We start from the raw sequence: 18,560 nt of genomic DNA, 5'->3' as shown, positions 1-18,560 counted from the left end.
CCCTTCGACTGCCCGCGGTACGCGCGCTCAGGGCTCGATGCGAACGGGTCTTGGAGGTTTTGCCCTGATGCTCCCGCTCGCTACACTCTGGCGGATCGCGCGCCGCGACCTTGCGACGCGTATCCGCGGCCTGCGCCTCCTCGCCGTCTGCCTGTTCCTTGGCGTCGCGACGCTCGCGGCGATCGGCAGCCTGACGCGCGGCATCACCTCCGAACTCGAAGTGCGCGGGCAGACGATCCTTGGCGGCGATGTCGAATTCAGCCTGCCGCAGCGCGAGGCCACTCCTCAAGAAATGGCCGGCTTTCGCCGCGTCGGCACGCCCTCGGCAACCGTGCGGCTGCGCGCGATGGCGAACGATCCCGACGGCGAGGCGCTGCTTTCCGAACTGAAAGCAGTCGACGGCGCCTATCCGCTCTATGGCACGATGCGGCTGGAAAGCGGCGCACGTAAGGGCCCACCACCGGCGGGCGGCATCTGGATCGGCAAGGACCTTGCCTCTCGCCTCGACCTTCAAGTCGGGGGTGACGTGAAGTTCGGCGAAAAGACATTCCGGATCGACGGCATCATCGCCGAAGAACCCGACCGCCTGGGCGAAGGCTTCACGCTTGGTCCCGTCGCGATGATCGGCCTTTCCGACCTGCCCGCGACGCAATTGATCCAGCCGGGCAGCCTTTACGAAAGCAAATATCGCGTCCGCCTGCCCGATAGCGCGAACCCCGAAGCGGTCGGCAAGGCGCTGACCGCCGAATTCCCCGATGCGGGATGGGACATCACTGACAGCAGCAACGGTGCGCCCGGCACGCGGCGCTTTATCGAGCGCATGGGCCAGTTTCTGTCGCTCGTCGGTCTCGCCGCACTGGTGATTGCCGGGATCGGCGTCGGCAATGGCGTCGCGAGCTATCTTGCGGGCAAGCGCCCCGGCCTTGCGACGCTGAAGGTGCTGGGCGCCGACAGCGGCACGGTGGCGCGCATTTACGGACTGCAGATTCTCGCGGTCGCGGCGGTGTCGATCATCGCCGGGCTGGTCGTCGGCGCACTTGCGCCCGCGATCATCGGCGCGATTGCGGGCGATGTGCTGCCGGTCAAGCCGGGCGTTGCCATCTATCCGCTGCCGCTTGCCGTCAGCGCCGCCTATGGCCTGCTGATCGCGATCGCCTTTGCCCTGCCCCCGCTTGCGGCGACGCGGCACGTTCCCGCCGCCGGGCTTTACCGCGCGACGGTGAGCGGCGCGGCGCGGATCGATCGGCAGACGGTCGTTGCCGTCGCGGCAGCGCTCGCGGCGATCATCGCGCTGGCGGTCGGCACCGCGCGCGAGCCGTTGTTCGCGCTCGGTTTCATCGGGGCGGCGATCGGACTGCTGCTCATTCTCGTCGGGCTTGGCTGGCTGGTGCGGCGCACCGCGAGCCGCCTGCCGCGGCCGAAACGCCCGCTGTTCCGCCTGGCGCTCGCGAACCTGCACCGCCCCGGCGCTGCGACCGGCGCGCTCGTCGTGGCGCTGGGGCTGGGGCTCACGCTCTTCGTGACGCTCGCGGCGATTCAGACGAGCATCACCGCCGAAATCCGGTCGACCGTGCCGCAGCGCGCGCCGAGCTTTTTCGTACTCGACGTGCCGCGTACCGAGACCGCGCGCTTTCGGACGATGGTGACGGGGGCCGACCCCAAGGCGGAGATCAACATGATTCCGGCGCTGCGCGGCAGCGTCACCGAATTTGCGGGCCAGCGCGTCGACGAGCTTGCCGAACTGCCGGAGGGCGCGTGGGTGCTGCGCGGCGACCGCGGGCTGACCTATAGCCCCGTGCTTCCGAACGGCAGCGAACTGGTCGGCGGCCAATGGTGGGCGGCCGATTACAAGGGCCCGCCGCTGGTCAGCGTCGAGCAGGAGGTGGCCACCTCGCTCGGGCTGAAACTGGGCGATACGCTGTCGGTCAATGTGCTTGGGGTCGAAGTGCAAGCGAAGGTCGCATCCTTCCGCACCGTCAATTGGGACAATTTCGGGCTGAACTATGTGCTCGTCTTCTCGCCCGGCACTTTCGACGCGGCGCCGCATAATATGGTCGCGACCGTGGCCGTTGGGCCCGAAGCCGAAACCGCCCTTTCGCGCAGCATCCCGCGCGCTTTCCCGTCGGCCTCACTGATCGCGGTGCGCGATGTCGTGTCGCAGGTGACGACGCTGCTGACGCAGATGAGCCAGGCGATCGCCGCGGCAGCGAGCATCGCGATCCTGGCCGGGATCGCGGTGCTGATCGGCGCGATTGCGGCGAGCCGCGAGCGGCGCGTTTACGATAGCGTGATCCTGAAGCTGCTGGGCGCGACGCGGGGTCAGATACTCGGCGCGCAGGGCATGGAATATGCGGTGCTCGCGGGCATTCTTGCGGTGCTGGCGCTGGGGCTGGGCCTTGCGGGCGCGTGGTATGTCGTGACGCAATTGTTCGATTTCGACTTCGCGCCCGACCCGCTGATCGTCGGCCTGACCCTGCTCGGCGGCGCAGGGCTGTCCTTTCTGATCGGGATTGCGGGAAGCTGGCCGCTCTTGTCGGCGAAACCCGCGCAGGCGCTGCGCAGCCTCTAGTTCAGCAGGCGGAGCAGCGCCGACAGGCCGGCGATACCGAGGACTACTGCAACGATGCCGCGCCACACCGGCACGGGCACGCGGCCGAACAGCCGCGTTCCGACATGGTCGCCGAGCGCCATCGGGACAAAGAGCAACAGCGACAGGATGAAGAGCTTCATCGTGGCGAGGCCGAGCCAGAGCGAGGCGAGCGTCCCGGCGATCGCGGTGGCGAAAAAGACGAGCATCATCGAGGCGCGCGCGACATCGGGCGTGATCCGCTGGCGCAGGTAAAAGGGCACGACCGGCGGCCCCGGCATTGCGGCAAAGCCCGTGAGAATGCCCGAGGCGATGCCGGTCAGGCCGATCGACATCCGCCCCGGCTTATGGCCATCGGGATGCTGCGGCATCAGGATCAGCAGGAAGGCGGCGATAGCGATGATCGCGATCAGCAAGCGGGCGATGTCAGGCGTCACGGCCTTCAGCGCAAGCATGCCTAGCGGCGTCGCGAGCATCGCGAGCACGCCGATCGGGAATGCGGTGCGGCGGTCGGCACCGGCGGCGATGCGCTGAAAACCGACCGGGCCGATCAGCAATTGCAGCAGGATGCCCAGCACCACCGCCTCGCCCGGCGGCATGATCAGCCCGAGCAAGGGCACGAGGATGATCGCCATGCCGAAACCGGTGAGGCCGCGCACGAAGGCGGCGCCGAACGTCATCGCTGCGGCGCCGGCGAAGGTCCATGGGGCGAGTCCGGCGAGATGCGCAAGATCGGTCACTTCGCGGCGGCCTTGGGCCCCAGCGTGACGAGCCAAGCGTCCGGCGGGGTGTTGAAACGGAGCGGCAACAGGCTGGTGCCAAGTCCGGCGCCGACGAAGACGCGCTGGCCCTTGTCGTCGATATCGCCGCACGCGAAGCGGTCGCCGTAGCGCGAAACATAGGTCAAGGCGCCGATGAAGGGGAAGCGAATCTGGCCGCAGTGCGTGTGGCCCGCGAAGACCGCGGCGACGGGGCGTGGCAGGTCGGGAACGATGTCAGGACTGTGCGTCAGCAGCAGCGGCACGCCGGCGCCGAGCCGGTCCATCGCCGCGAAGGTGGCGGGTACATCGTCATGCCCCGAATAATCATCGTCGACTCCGCCGACGACCAGCGGTCCGATCTTGACGGCTTCATTCTGTAGCACGCGAATGCCGAGCTTTTCGAGTTCGCCGCGCAGCGCGTCGGGCTTGAACCAATGATCGTGATTGCCCGGCGCGACGACGACGCCCAATGGCGCGCGAAGGCCGCCAAGCGGTGCCACCACCTCGGCAGGCGTGTAAATATGCGTGGCGCCGCGCCTTTCGCTGACGAGGTCGCCCGCGATCAGGACCAGATCTGGCTTCAGCCGGTTGAGTTCGCCGACGATCCGCGCCAGCCGCGCGGGCGGCATGTCGGGGCCGGCGACATGCGTGTCAGAGAGCAACAGGATCCTGACTGGTCCCTGCCCCTTTGGCCAGTCGCCCACTTCGACGCTTGCGCTGCGGATCAGCGGATCGCGCGTCGCGTTCCAATAGCCCTTGGCGAGAAGCGCCGCGCCGACGAACGCCAGCAGCAACAGCCAGCGCAGCCATCGGCGCGGACGACGCTTCTCGGGCGCGATCAACTGCGCAGGTCGGGCGGGGTCGCCTCACCCTTCAGCATCGCGATCGCTTCGGCGAGCGGCATGATGCGCTGGCCGTCCTGACCGAGGGTGCGGATCGCGACGGTGCCTTCCTCCGCTTCGCGATTGCCGACCACCAGCAGATAGGGAACCTTGGCGAGGCTGTGTTCGCGGACCTTATAGTTGATCTTCTCGTTGCGGACGTCGATGTCGGTGCGGATGCCCGCCGCCGTGAGCTGGGCGACCGCGTCCTTGGCATATTCGTCGGCGTCGCTGACGATCGTCGCGACGACGGCCTGCACCGGCGCGAGCCAGGTCGGGAAGCGGCCGGCGAAATGTTCGATCAATATGCCGATGAAACGCTCATAGGTGCCGAGGATCGCGCGGTGGAGCATTACCGGGCGATGGCGCTCGCCATCCTCACCGATATAGCTCGCATCGAGACGCTCGGGCATCACGCGGTCGGACTGGATCGTTCCGCACTGCCAGGTCCGGCCGATCGCGTCGGTCAGGTGGAATTCGAGCTTGGGCGCATAAAAGGCACCCTCGCCCGGCAGTTCTTCCCAGCCATAATCGTCATTCGCCATGCCCGCGCGCGCGACGGCTTCGCGCAGTTCCGCCTCGGCCTTGTCCCACATTTCCTCGGTGCCGAAGCGCTTTTCGGGGCGCAGCGCGAGCTTCACCGCATATTTTTCGAAGCCGAGTTCGCGATAGACGCGGTCAAGGAGTTGGCAGAAGGCGCGCACTTCCTCGACGATCTGATCTTCGCGGCAGAAGATATGGCCGTCGTCCTGCGTGAACTGGCGCACGCGCATGATGCCATGCAGCGCGCCATGCGGCTCGTTGCGGTGGCAGCAGCCCATTTCGGCCATGCGCAGCGGAAGGTCGCGATACGACTTCATCCCCTGACGGAAGATCAGGACGTGCGCGGGGCAGTTCATCGGCTTGAGCGCCATCCATTCGGCGCCGTCGGAGACGATCGGACCTTCGTCCTCGATGTTCGGGACTTCGTCGGGGATGACGAACATATTCTCGCGATATTTGCCCCAGTGGCCCGACTGCTCCCACTGCTTGGCGTCCATCACCTGCGGGGTCTTGACCTCCTGATAGCCCGAGCCGTCGATCGCGCGGCGCATGTAGGCCTCAAGCTCGCGATAGATGCGATAGCCCTTGGGGTGCCAGAAGACGCTGCCATGCGCCTCTTCCTGCAGGTGGAACAGCTCCATCTCGCGGCCGATCTTGCGATGGTCGCGCTTTGCGGCCTCTTCCAGCCGGACGAGATGCTCGGCGAGCTGCTTCTTGTTGAGCCAACCGGTGCCATAGATGCGGCTCAATTGCGCATTCTTCTGATCGCCGCGCCAATAGGCGCCCGACACGCGCGTCAGCTTGAACGCGGCGGGGTCGAGCTTGCCCGTCGAGGCGAGGTGCGGGCCGCGGCACATGTCCATCCAGCCGTCGCCGCTGCGATAAACAGTCAGTTCCTCGCCCTGCGGCAGCTCGGCCGCCCATTCGGCCTTGAAGCTCTCACCCTCGGCGGCCCATTTGGCGATCAGCTTGTCGCGCTCCCAAACCTCGCGCGTCAGCGGCAGGTCGGCGGCGATGATCTTGCGCATCTCCTCCTCGATCAGCGGCAGTTCGTCGTCGCGGAACGGGCCATGCTCGGCGGTCGGCGCGAAGTCATAATAAAAGCCGTCGCCCGTCGACGGGCCGAAGGTGATCTGCGTCCCTGGAAACAGGTTCTGCACCGCCTCGGCCAGCACATGCGCGTAGTCGTGGCGAAAGAGTTCGAGCGCATCGGCCTCGTCGCGGCTCGTCACCAGCGACAGGTTCGTGTCTTCGTCCAGCGGGCGCATGATGTCGCGCAGTTCACCGTCGATTTTCGCGGCGAGCGCGGCCTTGGCAAGGCCGGGGCCGATGTCGGCCGCGATCTGCAGCGCGGTAGTCCCGCGCACGACTTCACGGGCAGAGCCATCGGGAAGGGTGACGCGGATCATGTCGGACATCGAAAAACGGGCCTTTCTTGCGCAAAAGTGCGGGCGCCCCTTTGCCAGTCATGCTGCGCCGCCGCAAGGGGTGCGACGTTCGGGCAAGGTTTGTGTTCGGGGGCGTTGCCCGTCATAAATAGGGCGCCCTTGATGGAGTTGCCAGCATGACCGATCCGACCCACAGCATCGTGGCGATTTTGCCGTGCAGCAATCTCGATGCGAGCACAGCCTTTTACGAAAGACTCGGCCTGTCGGTCGTCAGCGATTACGGCACCTATCGCCTGCTCGACGACGGCAAGGGATGGCAGCTTCACCTGACCAATGAATCGGGACCGACCTGGCCGGAACGCAATCAGAATCCGTTTGGCCTCTACCTTTACACCGACAGCGTTGCCGAGCTTGCGGAGGTCGTCGGCGACGCGATCCTCGGCCCCATAAAAACGCCGACGCACAAGCCGTGGGGAATGTATGAATTCGCGCTTTCCGACCCCGACGAGACGCTGGTGCGCATCGGCTGGCCGAGCCGATTGATCGAGTGATCAGCCGCGCCGGCCTTGCGGGACTCGCCGGCCGCCGCTAGGGCGACGACAGCCGAAAAGGAGCCACCCCCATGTTCAATCGCCTGTTCGTCGACCATCCGAAGAGCGTCGATGAAAATTACATCGAACATTTCGGCGTCGCGTCGAAATTTGGCGTCACGATGATCTATGGCGGCCTCTGCGCGCTCGTCCATGCGGTCGTTCCCGGCTGGTGCATCACGACCGGCAGCGACACGATCCAGCGGCTCAACCATATCATGGTCGAAAAGCGGCGCGCCAAGGGGCAGGCCGTCATGCAGATGAGCACGATCGACTGGGTCATCTGATCCGCGTGCGCCCTACTGGTACGCCTGAATCCCGCTCGCATCGAGCGAAGTCGAGATGCCCCTCGGCCTCGCGCTATCCCGATGGGTGTCTCGACTTCGCTCGACACGAACGGAATTAGAGAATGGGCGACCCTACCGTACCCAGCTATCTCGACCGTTCGGGCCGCCCGCGGCTCGCCTATCGCCATACGCCGGGTGCCGGCCCGACGATCGTCTTCCTGCCCGGCTATATGTCGGACATGGCGGGCGGCAAGGCGACCGCATTGTTCGACTGGGCGGCGGCCGAGGGCCATGCCTGCCTGCTGCTCGATTACGCCGGCTGCGGATTGTCGGACGGCCTTTTCGCCGACCAGACCCTGCTCGACTGGCGCGGCGATGTGCTCGACCTGATCGATGCGAAGGCCGAGGGACCCGTGATCATCGTCGGATCGTCAATGGGCGGGTGGCTGATGCTGCTGACCGCATTGGCGCTTGTTCAGCGCGACGGGCCGGGCCGGGTTGCGGGGCTCGTCGGGATCGCCGCGGCGCCCGACTTTACCGACTGGGGTTTCAGCGATGCCGAGAAGGCGATCATCCTCGCCGAGGGCGCGCTGGTCGAGGAAACGCCGTACAGCGACCAACCCTATGTGACGACGCGCGGCTTTTTCCAGTCGGGCGAGGCGAACCGGCTGCTAGCGGCCGAAATCCCCCTCGCCTGCCCTGTTCGCCTGCTCCACGGCGAAGAGGATGGCGACGTACCACCCGATATCAGCCTGCGCCTGTCGGCGGCGCTTGCGAGCGCGGATGTGCAGGTGACGCTGGTCAAGGGTGGCGACCACCGCCTGTCGCGCGACACCGATATCGCGCTGCTTATCGACACCGTCGCGCGGCTCGCGACCAACTAGAGGATCATCATGGCCCGCAGCGATTTCAAATTCAGCGTCAAAAAGCGTGTCCGCTATGCCGAGATCGACGCGCAGGCCGTGGTTTTCAACAGCCGTTACCTCGAATATTTCGATATCGGCATCACCGAATATTGGCGCGCGGCGGGGGTTTATGATCGCTGGCCCGCAAATGACAGCCCCGAATTCCACGTCGCGCGTGCCGAGGTCGATTATAAGGTGCCGATCCTGCTCGACGAGGAAATCGACATTTGCGTGCGCTGCTCGCGCGTCGGCCGCAGTTCGATGACCTTCCTGTTCGAACTGCACGGCGCCGGAAAGGACGATCTGCGCGCGACGGGGCTGGAAGTCAGCGTCCATGTCGAAGAGGCACAGGGTGCAACCGCCCCGGTGCCCGATGCATTCGTATCCCTGTTCGAAGCGTTTGAAGATCGCCCCCTTCGCGCCTAATATGGGCGGATGACCAAATATCTTCACACGATGATCCGCGTATCGGATCCCGACGCCACGGTCGATTTCTTCAAGCTGATCGGGCTGGAGGAAACGCGCCGTTTCGACAGCGAACAAGGCCGGTTCACGCTAATCTTTCTCGCCGCCCCCGGACAGGGCGACATGGCCGAGGTCGAGCTGACCTATAACTGGCCGCCCGCCGACGGCAGCGCGCCCGAGGAATATTCGGGCGGGCGCAATTTCGGTCATCTCGCGTATCGCGTCGACGATATCTATGCGACCTGCCAGCGGCTGATGGACGCCGGAGTGACGATCAATCGCCCGCCGCGCGACGGCCATATGGCGTTCGTGCGCTCGCCCGACGGCATTTCGGTCGAACTGCTGCAGGAAGGCCATCTGCCGCCGCAGGAACCCTGGGCGTCGATGCCCAACACCGGCGCCTGGTAGGAGCGGCGCGATGCCGGGCCTGTTGATCAATATCGACGTGCCCGACCTCGCCGCTGGCGAGCATTTCTATATAAATGCGCTGGGGCTGACCGCGGCCCGGCGGTTCGACGATGATATCGTCGAACTGACCGGGTGCGAGGTGCCCATCTATCTGATCGCCAAGCCCGCCGGGTCGACGATCGGCCCCCGTGGCGGCGATTTCCGCCGCTACAACCGGCATTGGACGCCGGTGCATCCTGACTTTTCGGTCGCCAGCCTCGACGACGCGGCCCAGCGAGCTCTTGCCGCAGGCGCGGTGCAGGAAGGCGAGACATTGGATCTTCCCTATGGCAGACAGGCGATGTTCGCCGATCCTTTCGGCAACGGATTCTGCCTGATCGAGTTCAACGAGCGGGGATATGACGCCCTTCTGGGCTGAGCAGGCAGACCAAGGCCCCGGCGCCGCCGCTCCGTCTTGAAGGGGCGAGACGCTGGAAAGGAGATATCATGGCTGCGCTGGACATCGTCCGAATTCCCGTCCTCAGCGACAATTATGTCTGGCTGGTCCATGACCCTGAAAGCGGTGCGACGATGGTCGTCGACCCCGCCGTCGCCGAGCCGGTACTTGCGGCAGCGGCGGAACGCGGCTGGACGATTACCGATATCTGGAACACTCACTGGCATCCCGATCACACCGGCGGCAACGCGGCGATCAAGGAAGCGACTGGCTGCACGATCACCGGCCCCGCCGCCGAATATGCCCGCATCCCGACGCTCGACGTGCAGGTAAAGGGCGGCGACAAGGTGCGACTGGGCGAACATGTCGCCGACGTCTGGGATGTACCCGCGCATACCGCCGGCCATATCGCCTATCATTTCACGCACGATGCCGCGATCTTCGTCGGCGACACGATGTTCGCGATGGGCTGTGGCCGCCTGTTCGAGGGCACCGCCGAACAGATGTTCGCCAATATGCAGAAACTCGGCACGCTCGACGATGCGACGCGCGTTTACTGCGCGCACGAATATACGCTGTCGAACGCACGCTTTGCGGTGACGGTCGAGCCCGACAATGTCGCGCTGGCCGAACGGCTCGCCGCGGTCGAGTCCGCGCGCGCCGCCGGCGAGGCCACGGTGCCGACGAGCATCGGCGAGGAGCGCGCGACCAACCCCTTTCTCCGCGCGCCGAGCGCGGCCGAACTCGGCCGTATCCGCGCGCTCAAGGATGCGGCATGATGCCGCTTCAGCACCTATTCATCCGCAAAGGCTATTATGGCCGATCTCAAGGAGCATATTCATGGCGAAGCTGAACCTGATGGCTGCCGCGCTGTTGACTGCGGCAGCGCCGCTGGTCGCAAGCTGCGCGCCCGCCGGTTCGGGCGAGCCCGGTGCCGCCGCGCTGACCCCCAAACAGGCGGAGCGGCTCGACAAGCAGCTCGCGGGCAAGGTTCCGGGGCCGCCCGTCCGCTGCCTTCCCAATTATCGAAGTAATGATACCATTCGCGTGTCGGATAGCATCTTGCTCTATCGTTCCAGCGGTAATCTGGTATACAGGAATGACTTGAAGAGTAGTTGTCCGGGTCTTGCGCGGGACAGCGACATCATGGTGGTACGCCAGTTCGGGTCGTCGACCTGCGAAGGCGATTTCTTCCACCTGGTCGACCGGTCGAGCGGAATCCGCGGCCCTACTTGTGTTTTTGGTGAATTCGTCCCCTATCGCAAACCGGCGGGGGACAAAGGCTGAGCCAAGGTTCAGTCGCAGGCGGGGACCGGTTTGCGCCGAGCTCTTCGGGTCGCAACCCCGCCTGCTTATGTTCTCTTCCCCCTTGATGGGGGAAGGATATGCAGCCTTGTCGCGGAGCGATTAGGCGGAGTTGGATGGGGGTGATGGTGCGTCATCGCTCCGCCGGTTCAGGCCGAGACCGCACCCCTACCGCTGCGACTAGCCAGCACGCTGGCAAGTCTCGCTGCCTCCCTCATCAAGGGGGAGGAGTTAAGCCTTGTATAGCGCCGCGATCCTGTCTTCGTAGACCTGCTTCAGGATATGGCGCCTGATTTTCATCGAGGGCGTCATCTGCTCATTCTCGATCGTAAAGGCTTCGTCGGCGAAGTCGAACTTGCGCACCTTTTCGATCACCGAGAGCTGGCCGTTGACGCGGTCGACCGCGGCGCGGATCGCGCCGCGGAATTTCTCATGCTCGCGTAGCCGCTCGAGATCCTTGGGCAAGCCTTCCGCCTCGGCCCATTCGGCCATCCATTCGGGATCGGGGACAAGAATGGCGACGATATGCGGGCGCTTGTCGCCATAGACCATCGCCTGCAGGATTTCAGGCTGGAGCGTCAGCATGCCCTCGACCCGCTGCGGCGAGACATTGTCGCCCTTGTCGTTGACGATCAGGTCCTTCTTGCGGTCGGTGATGACGATGCGGCCCTTGTCGTCGATATGGCCGATGTCGCCCGTGTGGAGCCAGCCATCGACGAGCACACGCTCGGTCTCGGCCTTGTTGCGCCAATAGCCCTTCATCACCAGCTCGCCGCGCACAAGGATTTCGCCGTCGTCGGCGATGCGCACCTCCGTGTTCATCAGCGGCGGGCCGACAGTATCCATCTTGATCCCGGCGCTCGGGCGATTGCAGCTGATCACCGGCCCCGCCTCGGTCTGCCCATAGCCTTGCAACAGCGTCAGCCCGATCGAGTGGAAGAACACCCCGATTTCGGGGTTCAACGGCGCGCCGCCCGACACCAGCGCCTTCATCCGGCCGCCGAAACGCTTGCCGATCTTGGGCCGGAACAATTTGTCTAGGATAAGGTCGACCGGACGGTCGAGCACGCCCATGCGCCGCTCATAATCCTTTTCGCCGACGCGCAGCGCCTGACGCAGCATCCAGTTCGCAAGTTTGCCCTGTTTCTCAACCGACTTGATCATGCGCGCACGGATCACCTCGAACAGGCGCGGGACAACGACCATGATCGTCGGGCGCGTCTCCTCGATGTTCGAGACGAGCTTTTCCAGCCCTTCGCTATAATAGATTTGCGCGCCGACCATGATCGGCAGGAACTGGCCGCCCGAATGCTCATAGGCGTGGCTGAGCGGCAGGAACGACAGGAACACTTCCTCGTCGCCGATACCAAAGTCGTTGACGAGCACTTCGGCCGCACCCGCTGCATTGTGCAGGATTGCGCCATGATGCTGCATCACCCCGCGCGGCGCGCCTCCGGTGCCGCTGGTGTAGATAAGGCAGGCGGTATCCTCGCGCTTCATTGCGAGCCCACGCGCTTTCGTTTCCTCAAGCCATGCCTCGCCCCCCTGCACGAGCGGTTCCCAATCATAGACCGCAACCTCGCCCTGCTGGCCGACGCGCAGGCTTTCCATGCTGATCACGATATGCGCCTCGGAACGCATCACCGCGGGCATCAGCGTGCGCGCAAGCTTGGCAGTCGAGACGATCACCGCCTTCGCGCCGCTATTGTCGAGGATGTGCTGATGGTCGCGTTCGGTGTTGGTCGTATAGGTGGGCACGGTGATGCAACCCGCCGCCATGATGCCCATGTCGGCGATGCACCATTCGGGCCGGTTCTCGCTGACCAGCACCACCCGGTCGCCTTCCTTGAGGCCAAGTTCGCGCAGGCTGTGCGCAAGCGCGGACACTTGATTGGCGACTTGCCGCCAGCTCAGCGGCTGCCAAGAGCGATCGGCCTTGCGCCACAGGAAAGGATCTTCGCCGCGGCGCCCCGCACGGTCGAAGAACATCGCGACCAGACTCGGAAAATGGTCGAGATGGGGATTTACGAGCTTCATTCTGCCTCTCTCCAGGGAGATTTGGTGTGTTGTTCTGTTATCGTTGGTTCAATTCTGCGCCGGTGCGCCGTCGATCGACGAACTGCCGGGGCCGCGCGGATCGGCCGCGCCGCGCCAGCCGTCGGCGGTGCGTTCGACAGCGTTGAGCTTCGAGCCGAGGCTCGTCGCGGTGAAGCTGTAACCGAAAGGTTTCATCTTCGAGGCGATCGCCTTGCCCGCCTCGTTATTCTCGATCAGCACGCCTTGCTGACCGAAGAACAGGTTCGGAAGCTCCATCGCCTGCTTGGCGTCGAGGCCCCAGTCGAGCACGCCGACCAGCACCTTCGTCACATGCATGATGATGCGCTTGCCGCCCGCCGACCCGACTGCGAGCACGACCTTGCCGTCGGGGCCGTAAACGACGGTCGGCGACATCGAGGACAAGGGACGCTTGCCCGCTTCGACGCGGTTCGCGGTGGGCACCCCGCCCTCGGTCGGGGCGAGGTCGAAGTCGGTCAGTTCGTTATTGAGGAAATAGCCGTTCGCCATCAATTGGCTGCCGAAGATGCTTTCGATCGTCGATGTCATCGAGACGAGGTTGCCGTCCTTGTCGGCGGTGACGAAATGCGTCGTCCCCTGTTCCTGCACCGGCGGCGCGGCGGCGCGCGGCTTCGCGCCCGGCGGCGTGCCGGGTTCATATTTGCCCGCGGCGCCATAAGGCGAAATCAACTGGCGGCGCTCGGCAAGATAGGATTTGTCGAGCAGGCCTTTCACCGGAACATCGACGAAATCACCGTCGCCGAGATAGGCCGAGCGATCGGCGTAGGCGAGCTGCATCGCTTCGGAAAGCAGGTGCCAGCTCATCGGATTATCCTTGCCCATCGTCTTCATATCCCAGCCCTCGATCATGCCGAGAATGCCGAAAACGGTGGTCGCGCCCGACGATGGCGGGCCCATGCCGCAGACTTTGTAGACGCGGTAGGTGGTGCAAACCGCGGGGCGCTCCTTCGCCTTATAGGCGGCGATATCCTTGACCGTGAGCTGCGTCGGGTGGCGCGGCGCATTGGCGACCGCGTCGCTGATCGCCTTGGCATTGGCACCCGAATAAAAGGCCTCAGGACCGCGCGCCGCTATATCGCGGAGCAGCTTGGCATAAGCTGGGTTCCTGATGCGCGTGCCGACAGGGGCGGGCTTGCCGTCGACATAATAGATCGCCTTCGGAGCGGGAAACTCCTTCCACATCGGCTCGAACTGGACGAGCCAGGTGTTGAGCGCGGGGGTGACGATAAAGCCTTCTTCGGCAAGCTTGATCGCGGGCTGGAACAGCGCCTTCCATTCAAGCTTGCCCCATTTCTTGTGCGCCATTTCCATCAGGCGCACATTGCCGGGCACACCCACCGACAGGCCGCCGGGAATGACATCCATATAGCCGCGCGCCTTGCCGTCGGGGCCGAGGAAACGTTCGGGCTTGGCCGCTGCGGGCGCCATTTCGCGCCCGTCGATCGTCGAGATGCTGCCGTCCTTGGCATTGTGGTGGACCATGAAGCCGCCGCCGCCAATACCGCTAGACTGCGGCTCAACCAGCGTCAGCACCGCGACCATCGCGATCGCGGCGTCGGCGGCGGTCCCGCCCTGATGCAGAATCTCGCGCCCTGCCTCGGTCGCACGCGGATCGGCGGACGAGGTGACGCCCTGCGCAAGCGCGGGCGAAGAGACGGTGACGGAAAGAAGGGCGGCGAGAGGGAGGAATCTTTTCAACATGCGCGCGACATTGGCGCGCGCCTCCGGTCAAGGCAACCCCACACCACCTCCTCCCCCTTGATGGGGGAGGCAGCGAGACTTTCGAACTTGTTCGCTAGTCGCAGCGGTAGGGGTGTGCTTTCGGCCTGAAGCCGCCGCGCAATGGCGCACCATCACCCCCATCCAACTTAGCCTAGCCGCTCTGCGGCAAGGCTGCGTATCCTTCCCCCATCAAGGGGGAAGGTTCAGGCCGCGCCCGTCCCCACAGCGTCCGACACACGCACAAAACCATCGCGCTCCGCGAACTTCTCCAGTCCATGCGCGATCCGCGCCGCGAGGCCTGGGCCCTTGTAGACCATCGCCGAATAAATCTGCACCAGAGTGGCGCCCGCCCGGATCCGGTCCCAAGCCTGCTCGGCCGATGAGATACCGCCCGCGGCGACGAGCGGGAGCTTGCCGCCGCTCGCGGTGCGGAAATCTTTCACCCGTTGCAGCGCCAGTTCGGCGAGCGGAGCACCCGAAAGGCCGCCGGCTTCTTCCGCGTGGCGCGACGCGAGCGCGGGACGCACGATCGTGGTGTTCGAGACGATGACCGCGGCAAGCCCCTTGTCGAACGCAACAGCCACGATGTCGTCGATATCGGCGGGCTCCAGGTCGGGCGCGACCTTGAGGAATATGGGCTTGCCTGCGCCGGCAGGCTGTGCCGCCGCGACGCCGTCCAGCAGCGCCTCCAGCGCGCCCTTGTCCTGCAACGCGCGCAATCCGGGCGTGTTCGGCGAGCTGATATTGACGGTCAGATAGTCGGCGAGCGGGGCCATCGCGGTGGTACCCTTGGCATAGTCGGCGATGCGGTCGGCGCTATCCTTGTTCGCGCCGATATTGATGCCCAGCGGCACGGGCAGGCCATAGCGGCGCAGGCACGCGATGCGTTCGGCCGCCTTCTCCTGCCCGCCATTGTTGAACCCCATACGGTTGATCACCGCGCGATCCTCGACCAGGCGGAACAGCCGCGGCCGCGGGTTGCCGTCCTGCGGCAGCGGGGTCAGCGTGCCGACCTCGACAAAGCCAAAGCCGAAATGCGGCATGACATGCGCGACGCGCGCATCCTTGTCGAAACCCGGCGCAAGGCCGACCGGGTTCGGGAAATGCAGCCCCGCCAGCTCGGTCGCGAGCGCCGGGCTGGTCAGCGCATGGCGCGCGCGCGGCAGCGGCTGGAGCGCGCTGAGCGTAAGGTTATGCGCCGCCTCGCCATCGGTGGCGTGGACGACCGGACGGACGAGCGCATAAGCGCTATCGGTGAGCGAGGCGAAGAGCGACATGGCCCCGCCATTGCGCGCGCGAGGACGCTATGGCAAGCCCCGTCCGCATCGGAAAAACCGGGAGAAATTCGTGTCGCACCTCAAGATTATCGCTCGCCTGTCCACCGGCCTCGTGCTGCTCGCCGTGGCGGGATGTGCCCCGGCCGCGGTGCAGAAAGCGCCGGCACCCGTCGCTGCTGCACCCGAAGCCGCGCCGGCGGGCGCGAACCTTGCGCAATTCTTTGAAAATTATGACGCAGCGCAACTCTCGCTTTCACCCGAAGCCAAGGCGCGGCGCGGGATTCGTGATGGCGACTATGGCAAATGGAACGATGTCTCCGACGAAACCGCGGTCGCGAACCACAAGCTTCAGCAAGCGACGGCGGCCGCGATGCGCGCAAGCTTCGATCCGGCCCGACTGACCGCCGACGAAGCGCTGTCGTTCGAACTGTTCAACACGCAGGCCGCGCGGGCCGACCGCCTGTTTCCGTTCCGCGACCATGGCTATATCTTTGACCAGATGAACGGCGCGCAGAGTCAGATGCCCGCCTTCCTCATCAACATCCACCGCATCGCCAGCGCCGCCGAAGCCGAAGCTTATATCGAGCGCATCCGCGGGCTGGGCCCCATACTCGATGCGCTGTCGGCGCAGTCCGCCGAACGCGCGAAAAAGGGCATCCAGCCGCCGAAGTGGGTCTATGCGTACCTCATCTCCGACATCGGCAATCTGCAGAAGCCCGACAATGCGGTGGTCGAAGACATCGTCGCGAAGGTCGGCAAACTCGATATCGAAGCCGCCGAGAAAGCGCGGCTGGTCGCGGCGGCAAAAACGGCGTGGGCCGAAAGCGCCGGCCCCGCCTATGACCGTCTGCTCGCCGAAATGAAGCGCCAGCAGGCGAGCGCGCCGACGCAAGATGGCGTGTGGCGGCTGCCCGACGGCAAGGCCTATTATGAGGCGCTCCTCGCCAACTACACGACGACCGACATGACGGCGGCGCAGATCCACGACCTCGGCCTCGCCGAAGTCGCGCGCATCCATGGCGAGATGAAGGCGATCATGACGAAGGTCGGATTCAAGGGCACGCTGCAGCAATTCTTCGCGCACCTGCGCACCAGCCCGCAATATTTCTATACGACCCGCGAAGCCTATCTCGCCGACGTCGATGCCAAGGTGAAGGCGATGGAAGCACGCCTGCCCGCCTTCTTCAACACGCTGCCCAAGGCGCATTTGCAGGTGAAGGCGGTCGAGGCATTCCGCGAGAAATCGGCGGGCAAGGCCTTTTACTCCTCACCGTCGCCCGACGGGTCGCGTCCGGGCATCTATTATGTGAATCTTTTCGACCTCAAGGATATGTCGAAGACCGAGCTTGAGGCGCTGGCCTATCATGAGGGCGTTCCCGGACATCATTTGCAGCGCGCGGTACAAACCGAACTCACCGGCCTGCCCGCCTTCCGCCGCTTCGGCGGCTTCACCGCCTACACCGAAGGCTGGGGCCTCTATACCGAGGAACTCGGCAAGGACATGGGCTTCTATACCGATCCCTATAGCGATTTTGGCCGGCTCGGCATGGAGCTGTGGCGCGCGTGCCGGCTCGTCGTCGACACGGGCATCCACGACAAGCGCTGGAGCCGCGAGCAGGCGATCAAATATCTGAAGGACAATACGCCCAACCCCGACGGCGACATCGAAAAGGCGATCGAGCGCTATATCGTCTATCCGGGGCAGGCGACCGCCTATCTGATCGGCAAGCTCAAGATCATGGAACTGCGCGGCCGCGCGCAGGCGGCGCTCGGCGACAAGTTCGACTTCCGTACCTTCCACGACGTCGTGCTGGAATCGGGTCCGGTACCGCTCGATGTCCTCGAACGGCGGGTCGATATGTGGATCGCCGCGCAGAAGGGTTAAGTAAATTGACGATTGGCGCTTGACGCGCGGGGACGAAACGCAAATGATTTGATCCAGAAAAAATAAGGCAACCGGGTCACGGGAGCCAGAGGTCTGGGTCTGATGTCGGATATTTCTTCCTCGCTCGTGGGCGTGGACGGCAGTGCGCCGTTCGAATTGCACTATTTCCCGCCAGATCCCGATCTGGCGGAAATGGTGTCGAGCTTCTATTTCGCGCGGCTGAACCTTCCACGGTTCGACGAATATGAGCGGGCGGACCGCCCGCAGTTCCGTTTCGTGACCAATGCCGACGGCGAATATGTCTTTGAGGACGGCTATCGCGCGACCGTCTGCCGCGCCAACATCATCGGGCCGACAAGTGCGCGCGTCCGCGCGATCAGCAATTGCCCGGCGCAATTGTTCGGATTCGGCATGTTGCCCGGGGGCTGGGCGGCGCTGATGGGCGACGATGCCGACAAGCTGACCGACCGTGCGATGGACGCCGCCGACCTGTTCGGCCCGTGGATCGACGAGGTCGCGGCGGCGCTGGAAAATGCCAAGACGGTCGAGGAAAAGCTCGTCATCGGCAATAATTTCGCGCGCGAAGTGCTGACCCGCAACGAACAGCCGCCGATGTGGTTCATCCGCACCGTCGACGGCTGGCTGACCGCATCGCCCTCGCCGCAGGTTCCCGAACTCGTCGAGGCGACCGGCATGTCGATCCGCTCGGTCGAGCGCATGACGAAGCTTTATTACGGGCTGTCGCCGCGAATGCTCGCGCGCAAATATCGCGCGGTCCGCGCCGCCTCGGCGCTCGCCCGCGGCGAAGGGCTCGACTCCGCGCAGCTCGGCGATGCCTTTTACGACCAGTCGCACCTGATCCGCGAGATAAAGCGCTTTGCCGGCGCGACCCCCGGCCAGCTCGGCAAACCGACCAGCTATACCGAGGCGACGACGAAGGGCCGCAAACAACTCGCGGGCAAGGTCAGCCCGCTCGTCTCCGAGACCTAGGGCCTGGCCCTAGGGCACGCATTAACCATCAAAATTTCGTGCCGCGTCGTTTTG

General features: G+C 64.8%; 17 protein-coding genes. 11 read left to right on the top strand and 6 right to left on the bottom strand.

Features of this window, described 5'->3' with window-relative positions; translation table 11 throughout:
• The first annotated feature begins 67 nt into the window (after nt 1–67).
• Complete coding sequence (locus tag KEC45_RS04185; protein WP_062182714.1) at nt 68–2,569, top strand: ABC transporter permease; 2,502 nt, start codon at nt 68–70, stop codon at nt 2,567–2,569.
• On the opposite strand, the gene KEC45_RS04180 is transcribed toward KEC45_RS04185, so the two are convergent.
• From KEC45_RS04180 to thrS, 3 genes are read right to left on the bottom strand one after another with little or no spacing between them, the layout of a single operon-like run.
• Nucleotides 2,566–3,327: a sulfite exporter TauE/SafE family protein gene (locus KEC45_RS04180; RefSeq protein ID WP_062182717.1), complete on the bottom strand. Its 762-nt coding sequence runs from the start codon at nt 3,325–3,327 to the stop codon at nt 2,566–2,568. The two genes, KEC45_RS04185 and KEC45_RS04180, sit on opposite strands and share 4 nt — an antisense overlap.
• A complete protein-coding gene (locus KEC45_RS04175; protein WP_238586698.1) occupies nt 3,324–4,190 on the bottom strand; it encodes a metallophosphoesterase in 867 nt (288 codons plus the stop codon). Before KEC45_RS04175 ends, KEC45_RS04180 begins: the two co-directional genes overlap by 4 nt.
• Nucleotides 4,187–6,190 (bottom strand): threonine--tRNA ligase, encoded by a 2,004-nt coding sequence (gene thrS, locus KEC45_RS04170; protein WP_252171508.1) that lies wholly within the window; start codon nt 6,188–6,190, stop codon nt 4,187–4,189. Before thrS ends, KEC45_RS04175 begins: the two co-directional genes overlap by 4 nt.
• Nucleotides 6,191–6,336: 146 nt before the next feature.
• Here thrS and KEC45_RS04165 point away from each other — a divergent pair, with 146 nt between their 5' ends.
• The 8 genes from KEC45_RS04165 to KEC45_RS04130 all read left to right on the top strand — a co-directional run bounded on the left by KEC45_RS04165 (nt 6,337) and on the right by KEC45_RS04130 (nt 10,538).
• Nucleotides 6,337–6,711 carry a VOC family protein gene (locus KEC45_RS04165; RefSeq protein ID WP_062182723.1) on the top strand — a complete coding sequence of 125 codons (375 nt, stop codon included), beginning with the start codon at nt 6,337–6,339 and terminating at the stop codon, nt 6,709–6,711.
• Between the two features lie 71 nt (nt 6,712–6,782).
• The gene (locus KEC45_RS04160) at nt 6,783–7,037 is read left to right on the top strand and encodes a DUF6356 family protein (RefSeq protein ID WP_062182726.1); all 255 of its coding nucleotides are present in this window, start codon (nt 6,783–6,785) and stop codon (nt 7,035–7,037) included.
• A 122-nt stretch (nt 7,038–7,159) separates the two neighbouring features.
• Nucleotides 7,160–7,921 carry an alpha/beta fold hydrolase gene (locus tag KEC45_RS04155; RefSeq protein ID WP_062182729.1) on the top strand — a complete coding sequence of 254 codons (762 nt, stop codon included), beginning with the start codon at nt 7,160–7,162 and terminating at the stop codon, nt 7,919–7,921.
• A 9-nt stretch (nt 7,922–7,930) separates the two neighbouring features.
• A complete protein-coding gene (locus KEC45_RS04150) occupies nt 7,931–8,368 on the top strand; it encodes a thioesterase family protein (RefSeq protein ID WP_062182732.1) in 438 nt (145 codons plus the stop codon).
• 9 nt (nt 8,369–8,377) lie between these two features.
• Entirely contained in the window at nt 8,378–8,815 is a 438-nt protein-coding gene (locus tag KEC45_RS04145) for a VOC family protein (RefSeq protein ID WP_062182735.1), read from the top strand.
• A 10-nt stretch (nt 8,816–8,825) separates the two neighbouring features.
• On the top strand, nt 8,826–9,233 hold the full coding sequence (locus KEC45_RS04140) for a VOC family protein (protein ID WP_062182738.1): 408 nt from the start codon (nt 8,826–8,828) through the stop codon (nt 9,231–9,233).
• Nucleotides 9,234–9,301: 68 nt separating this feature from the next.
• On the top strand, nt 9,302–10,030 hold the full coding sequence (gene gloB / locus KEC45_RS04135; RefSeq protein WP_062182741.1) for a hydroxyacylglutathione hydrolase: 729 nt from the start codon (nt 9,302–9,304) through the stop codon (nt 10,028–10,030).
• A 61-nt stretch (nt 10,031–10,091) separates the two neighbouring features.
• Entirely contained in the window at nt 10,092–10,538 is a 447-nt protein-coding gene (locus KEC45_RS04130) for a hypothetical protein (RefSeq protein ID WP_238586699.1), read from the top strand.
• Between the two features lie 249 nt (nt 10,539–10,787).
• Here KEC45_RS04130 and KEC45_RS04125 read toward each other — a convergent pair whose 3' ends face one another.
• The 3 genes from KEC45_RS04125 to KEC45_RS04115 form a co-directional block, all read right to left on the bottom strand.
• On the bottom strand, nt 10,788–12,593 hold the full coding sequence (locus KEC45_RS04125) for a long-chain fatty acid--CoA ligase (protein WP_252171507.1): 1,806 nt from the start codon (nt 12,591–12,593) through the stop codon (nt 10,788–10,790).
• A gap of 48 nt (nt 12,594–12,641) precedes the next feature.
• Nucleotides 12,642–14,333 (bottom strand): gamma-glutamyltransferase, encoded by a 1,692-nt coding sequence (gene ggt, locus KEC45_RS04120; protein ID WP_062182751.1) that lies wholly within the window; start codon nt 14,331–14,333, stop codon nt 12,642–12,644.
• Between the two features lie 224 nt (nt 14,334–14,557).
• Nucleotides 14,558–15,631 (bottom strand): quinone-dependent dihydroorotate dehydrogenase, encoded by a 1,074-nt coding sequence (locus tag KEC45_RS04115; protein ID WP_252171506.1) that lies wholly within the window; start codon nt 15,629–15,631, stop codon nt 14,558–14,560.
• A 70-nt stretch (nt 15,632–15,701) separates the two neighbouring features.
• On the opposite strand from KEC45_RS04115, the gene KEC45_RS04110 reads away from it, so the two are divergent.
• Both KEC45_RS04110 and KEC45_RS04105 read left to right on the top strand, forming a co-directional pair.
• Nucleotides 15,702–17,516, top strand: a complete 1,815-nt coding sequence (locus tag KEC45_RS04110; protein WP_062184203.1) for a DUF885 family protein — start codon at nt 15,702–15,704, stop codon at nt 17,514–17,516.
• A gap of 102 nt (nt 17,517–17,618) precedes the next feature.
• Nucleotides 17,619–18,506 (top strand): helix-turn-helix domain-containing protein, encoded by an 888-nt coding sequence (locus KEC45_RS04105; protein WP_062182757.1) that lies wholly within the window; start codon nt 17,619–17,621, stop codon nt 18,504–18,506.
• Nucleotides 18,507–18,560: the final 54 nt, after the last annotated feature.

Origin of the sequence: Sphingopyxis sp. USTB-05 (assembly GCF_023822045.1) — a bacterium.
Taxonomy (GTDB): Bacteria; Pseudomonadota; Alphaproteobacteria; order Sphingomonadales; family Sphingomonadaceae; genus Sphingopyxis.
This window is presented reverse-complemented; position numbering and strand designations above follow the sequence as displayed.

Coding starts and splice junctions, on each gene's coding strand:
- KEC45_RS04145 (WP_062182735.1), top strand. CDS start 8,378: ATGACCAAATATCTTCACACGATGATCCGCGTATCGGATCCCGACGCC.
- KEC45_RS04155 (WP_062182729.1), top strand. CDS start 7,160: ATGGGCGACCCTACCGTACCCAGCTATCTCGACCGTTCGGGCCGCCCG.
- thrS (WP_252171508.1), bottom strand. CDS start 6,190: ATGTCCGACATGATCCGCGTCACCCTTCCCGATGGCTCTGCCCGTGAA.
- KEC45_RS04185 (WP_062182714.1), top strand. CDS start 68: ATGCTCCCGCTCGCTACACTCTGGCGGATCGCGCGCCGCGACCTTGCG.
- KEC45_RS04125 (WP_252171507.1), bottom strand. CDS start 12,593: ATGAAGCTCGTAAATCCCCATCTCGACCATTTTCCGAGTCTGGTCGCG.
- gloB (WP_062182741.1), top strand. CDS start 9,302: ATGGCTGCGCTGGACATCGTCCGAATTCCCGTCCTCAGCGACAATTAT.
- KEC45_RS04150 (WP_062182732.1), top strand. CDS start 7,931: ATGGCCCGCAGCGATTTCAAATTCAGCGTCAAAAAGCGTGTCCGCTAT.
- KEC45_RS04160 (WP_062182726.1), top strand. CDS start 6,783: ATGTTCAATCGCCTGTTCGTCGACCATCCGAAGAGCGTCGATGAAAAT.
- KEC45_RS04115 (WP_252171506.1), bottom strand. CDS start 15,631: ATGTCGCTCTTCGCCTCGCTCACCGATAGCGCTTATGCGCTCGTCCGT.
- KEC45_RS04140 (WP_062182738.1), top strand. CDS start 8,826: ATGCCGGGCCTGTTGATCAATATCGACGTGCCCGACCTCGCCGCTGGC.
- KEC45_RS04130 (WP_238586699.1), top strand. CDS start 10,092: ATGGCGAAGCTGAACCTGATGGCTGCCGCGCTGTTGACTGCGGCAGCG.
- ggt (WP_062182751.1), bottom strand. CDS start 14,333: ATGTTGAAAAGATTCCTCCCTCTCGCCGCCCTTCTTTCCGTCACCGTC.
- KEC45_RS04165 (WP_062182723.1), top strand. CDS start 6,337: ATGACCGATCCGACCCACAGCATCGTGGCGATTTTGCCGTGCAGCAAT.
- KEC45_RS04105 (WP_062182757.1), top strand. CDS start 17,619: ATGTCGGATATTTCTTCCTCGCTCGTGGGCGTGGACGGCAGTGCGCCG.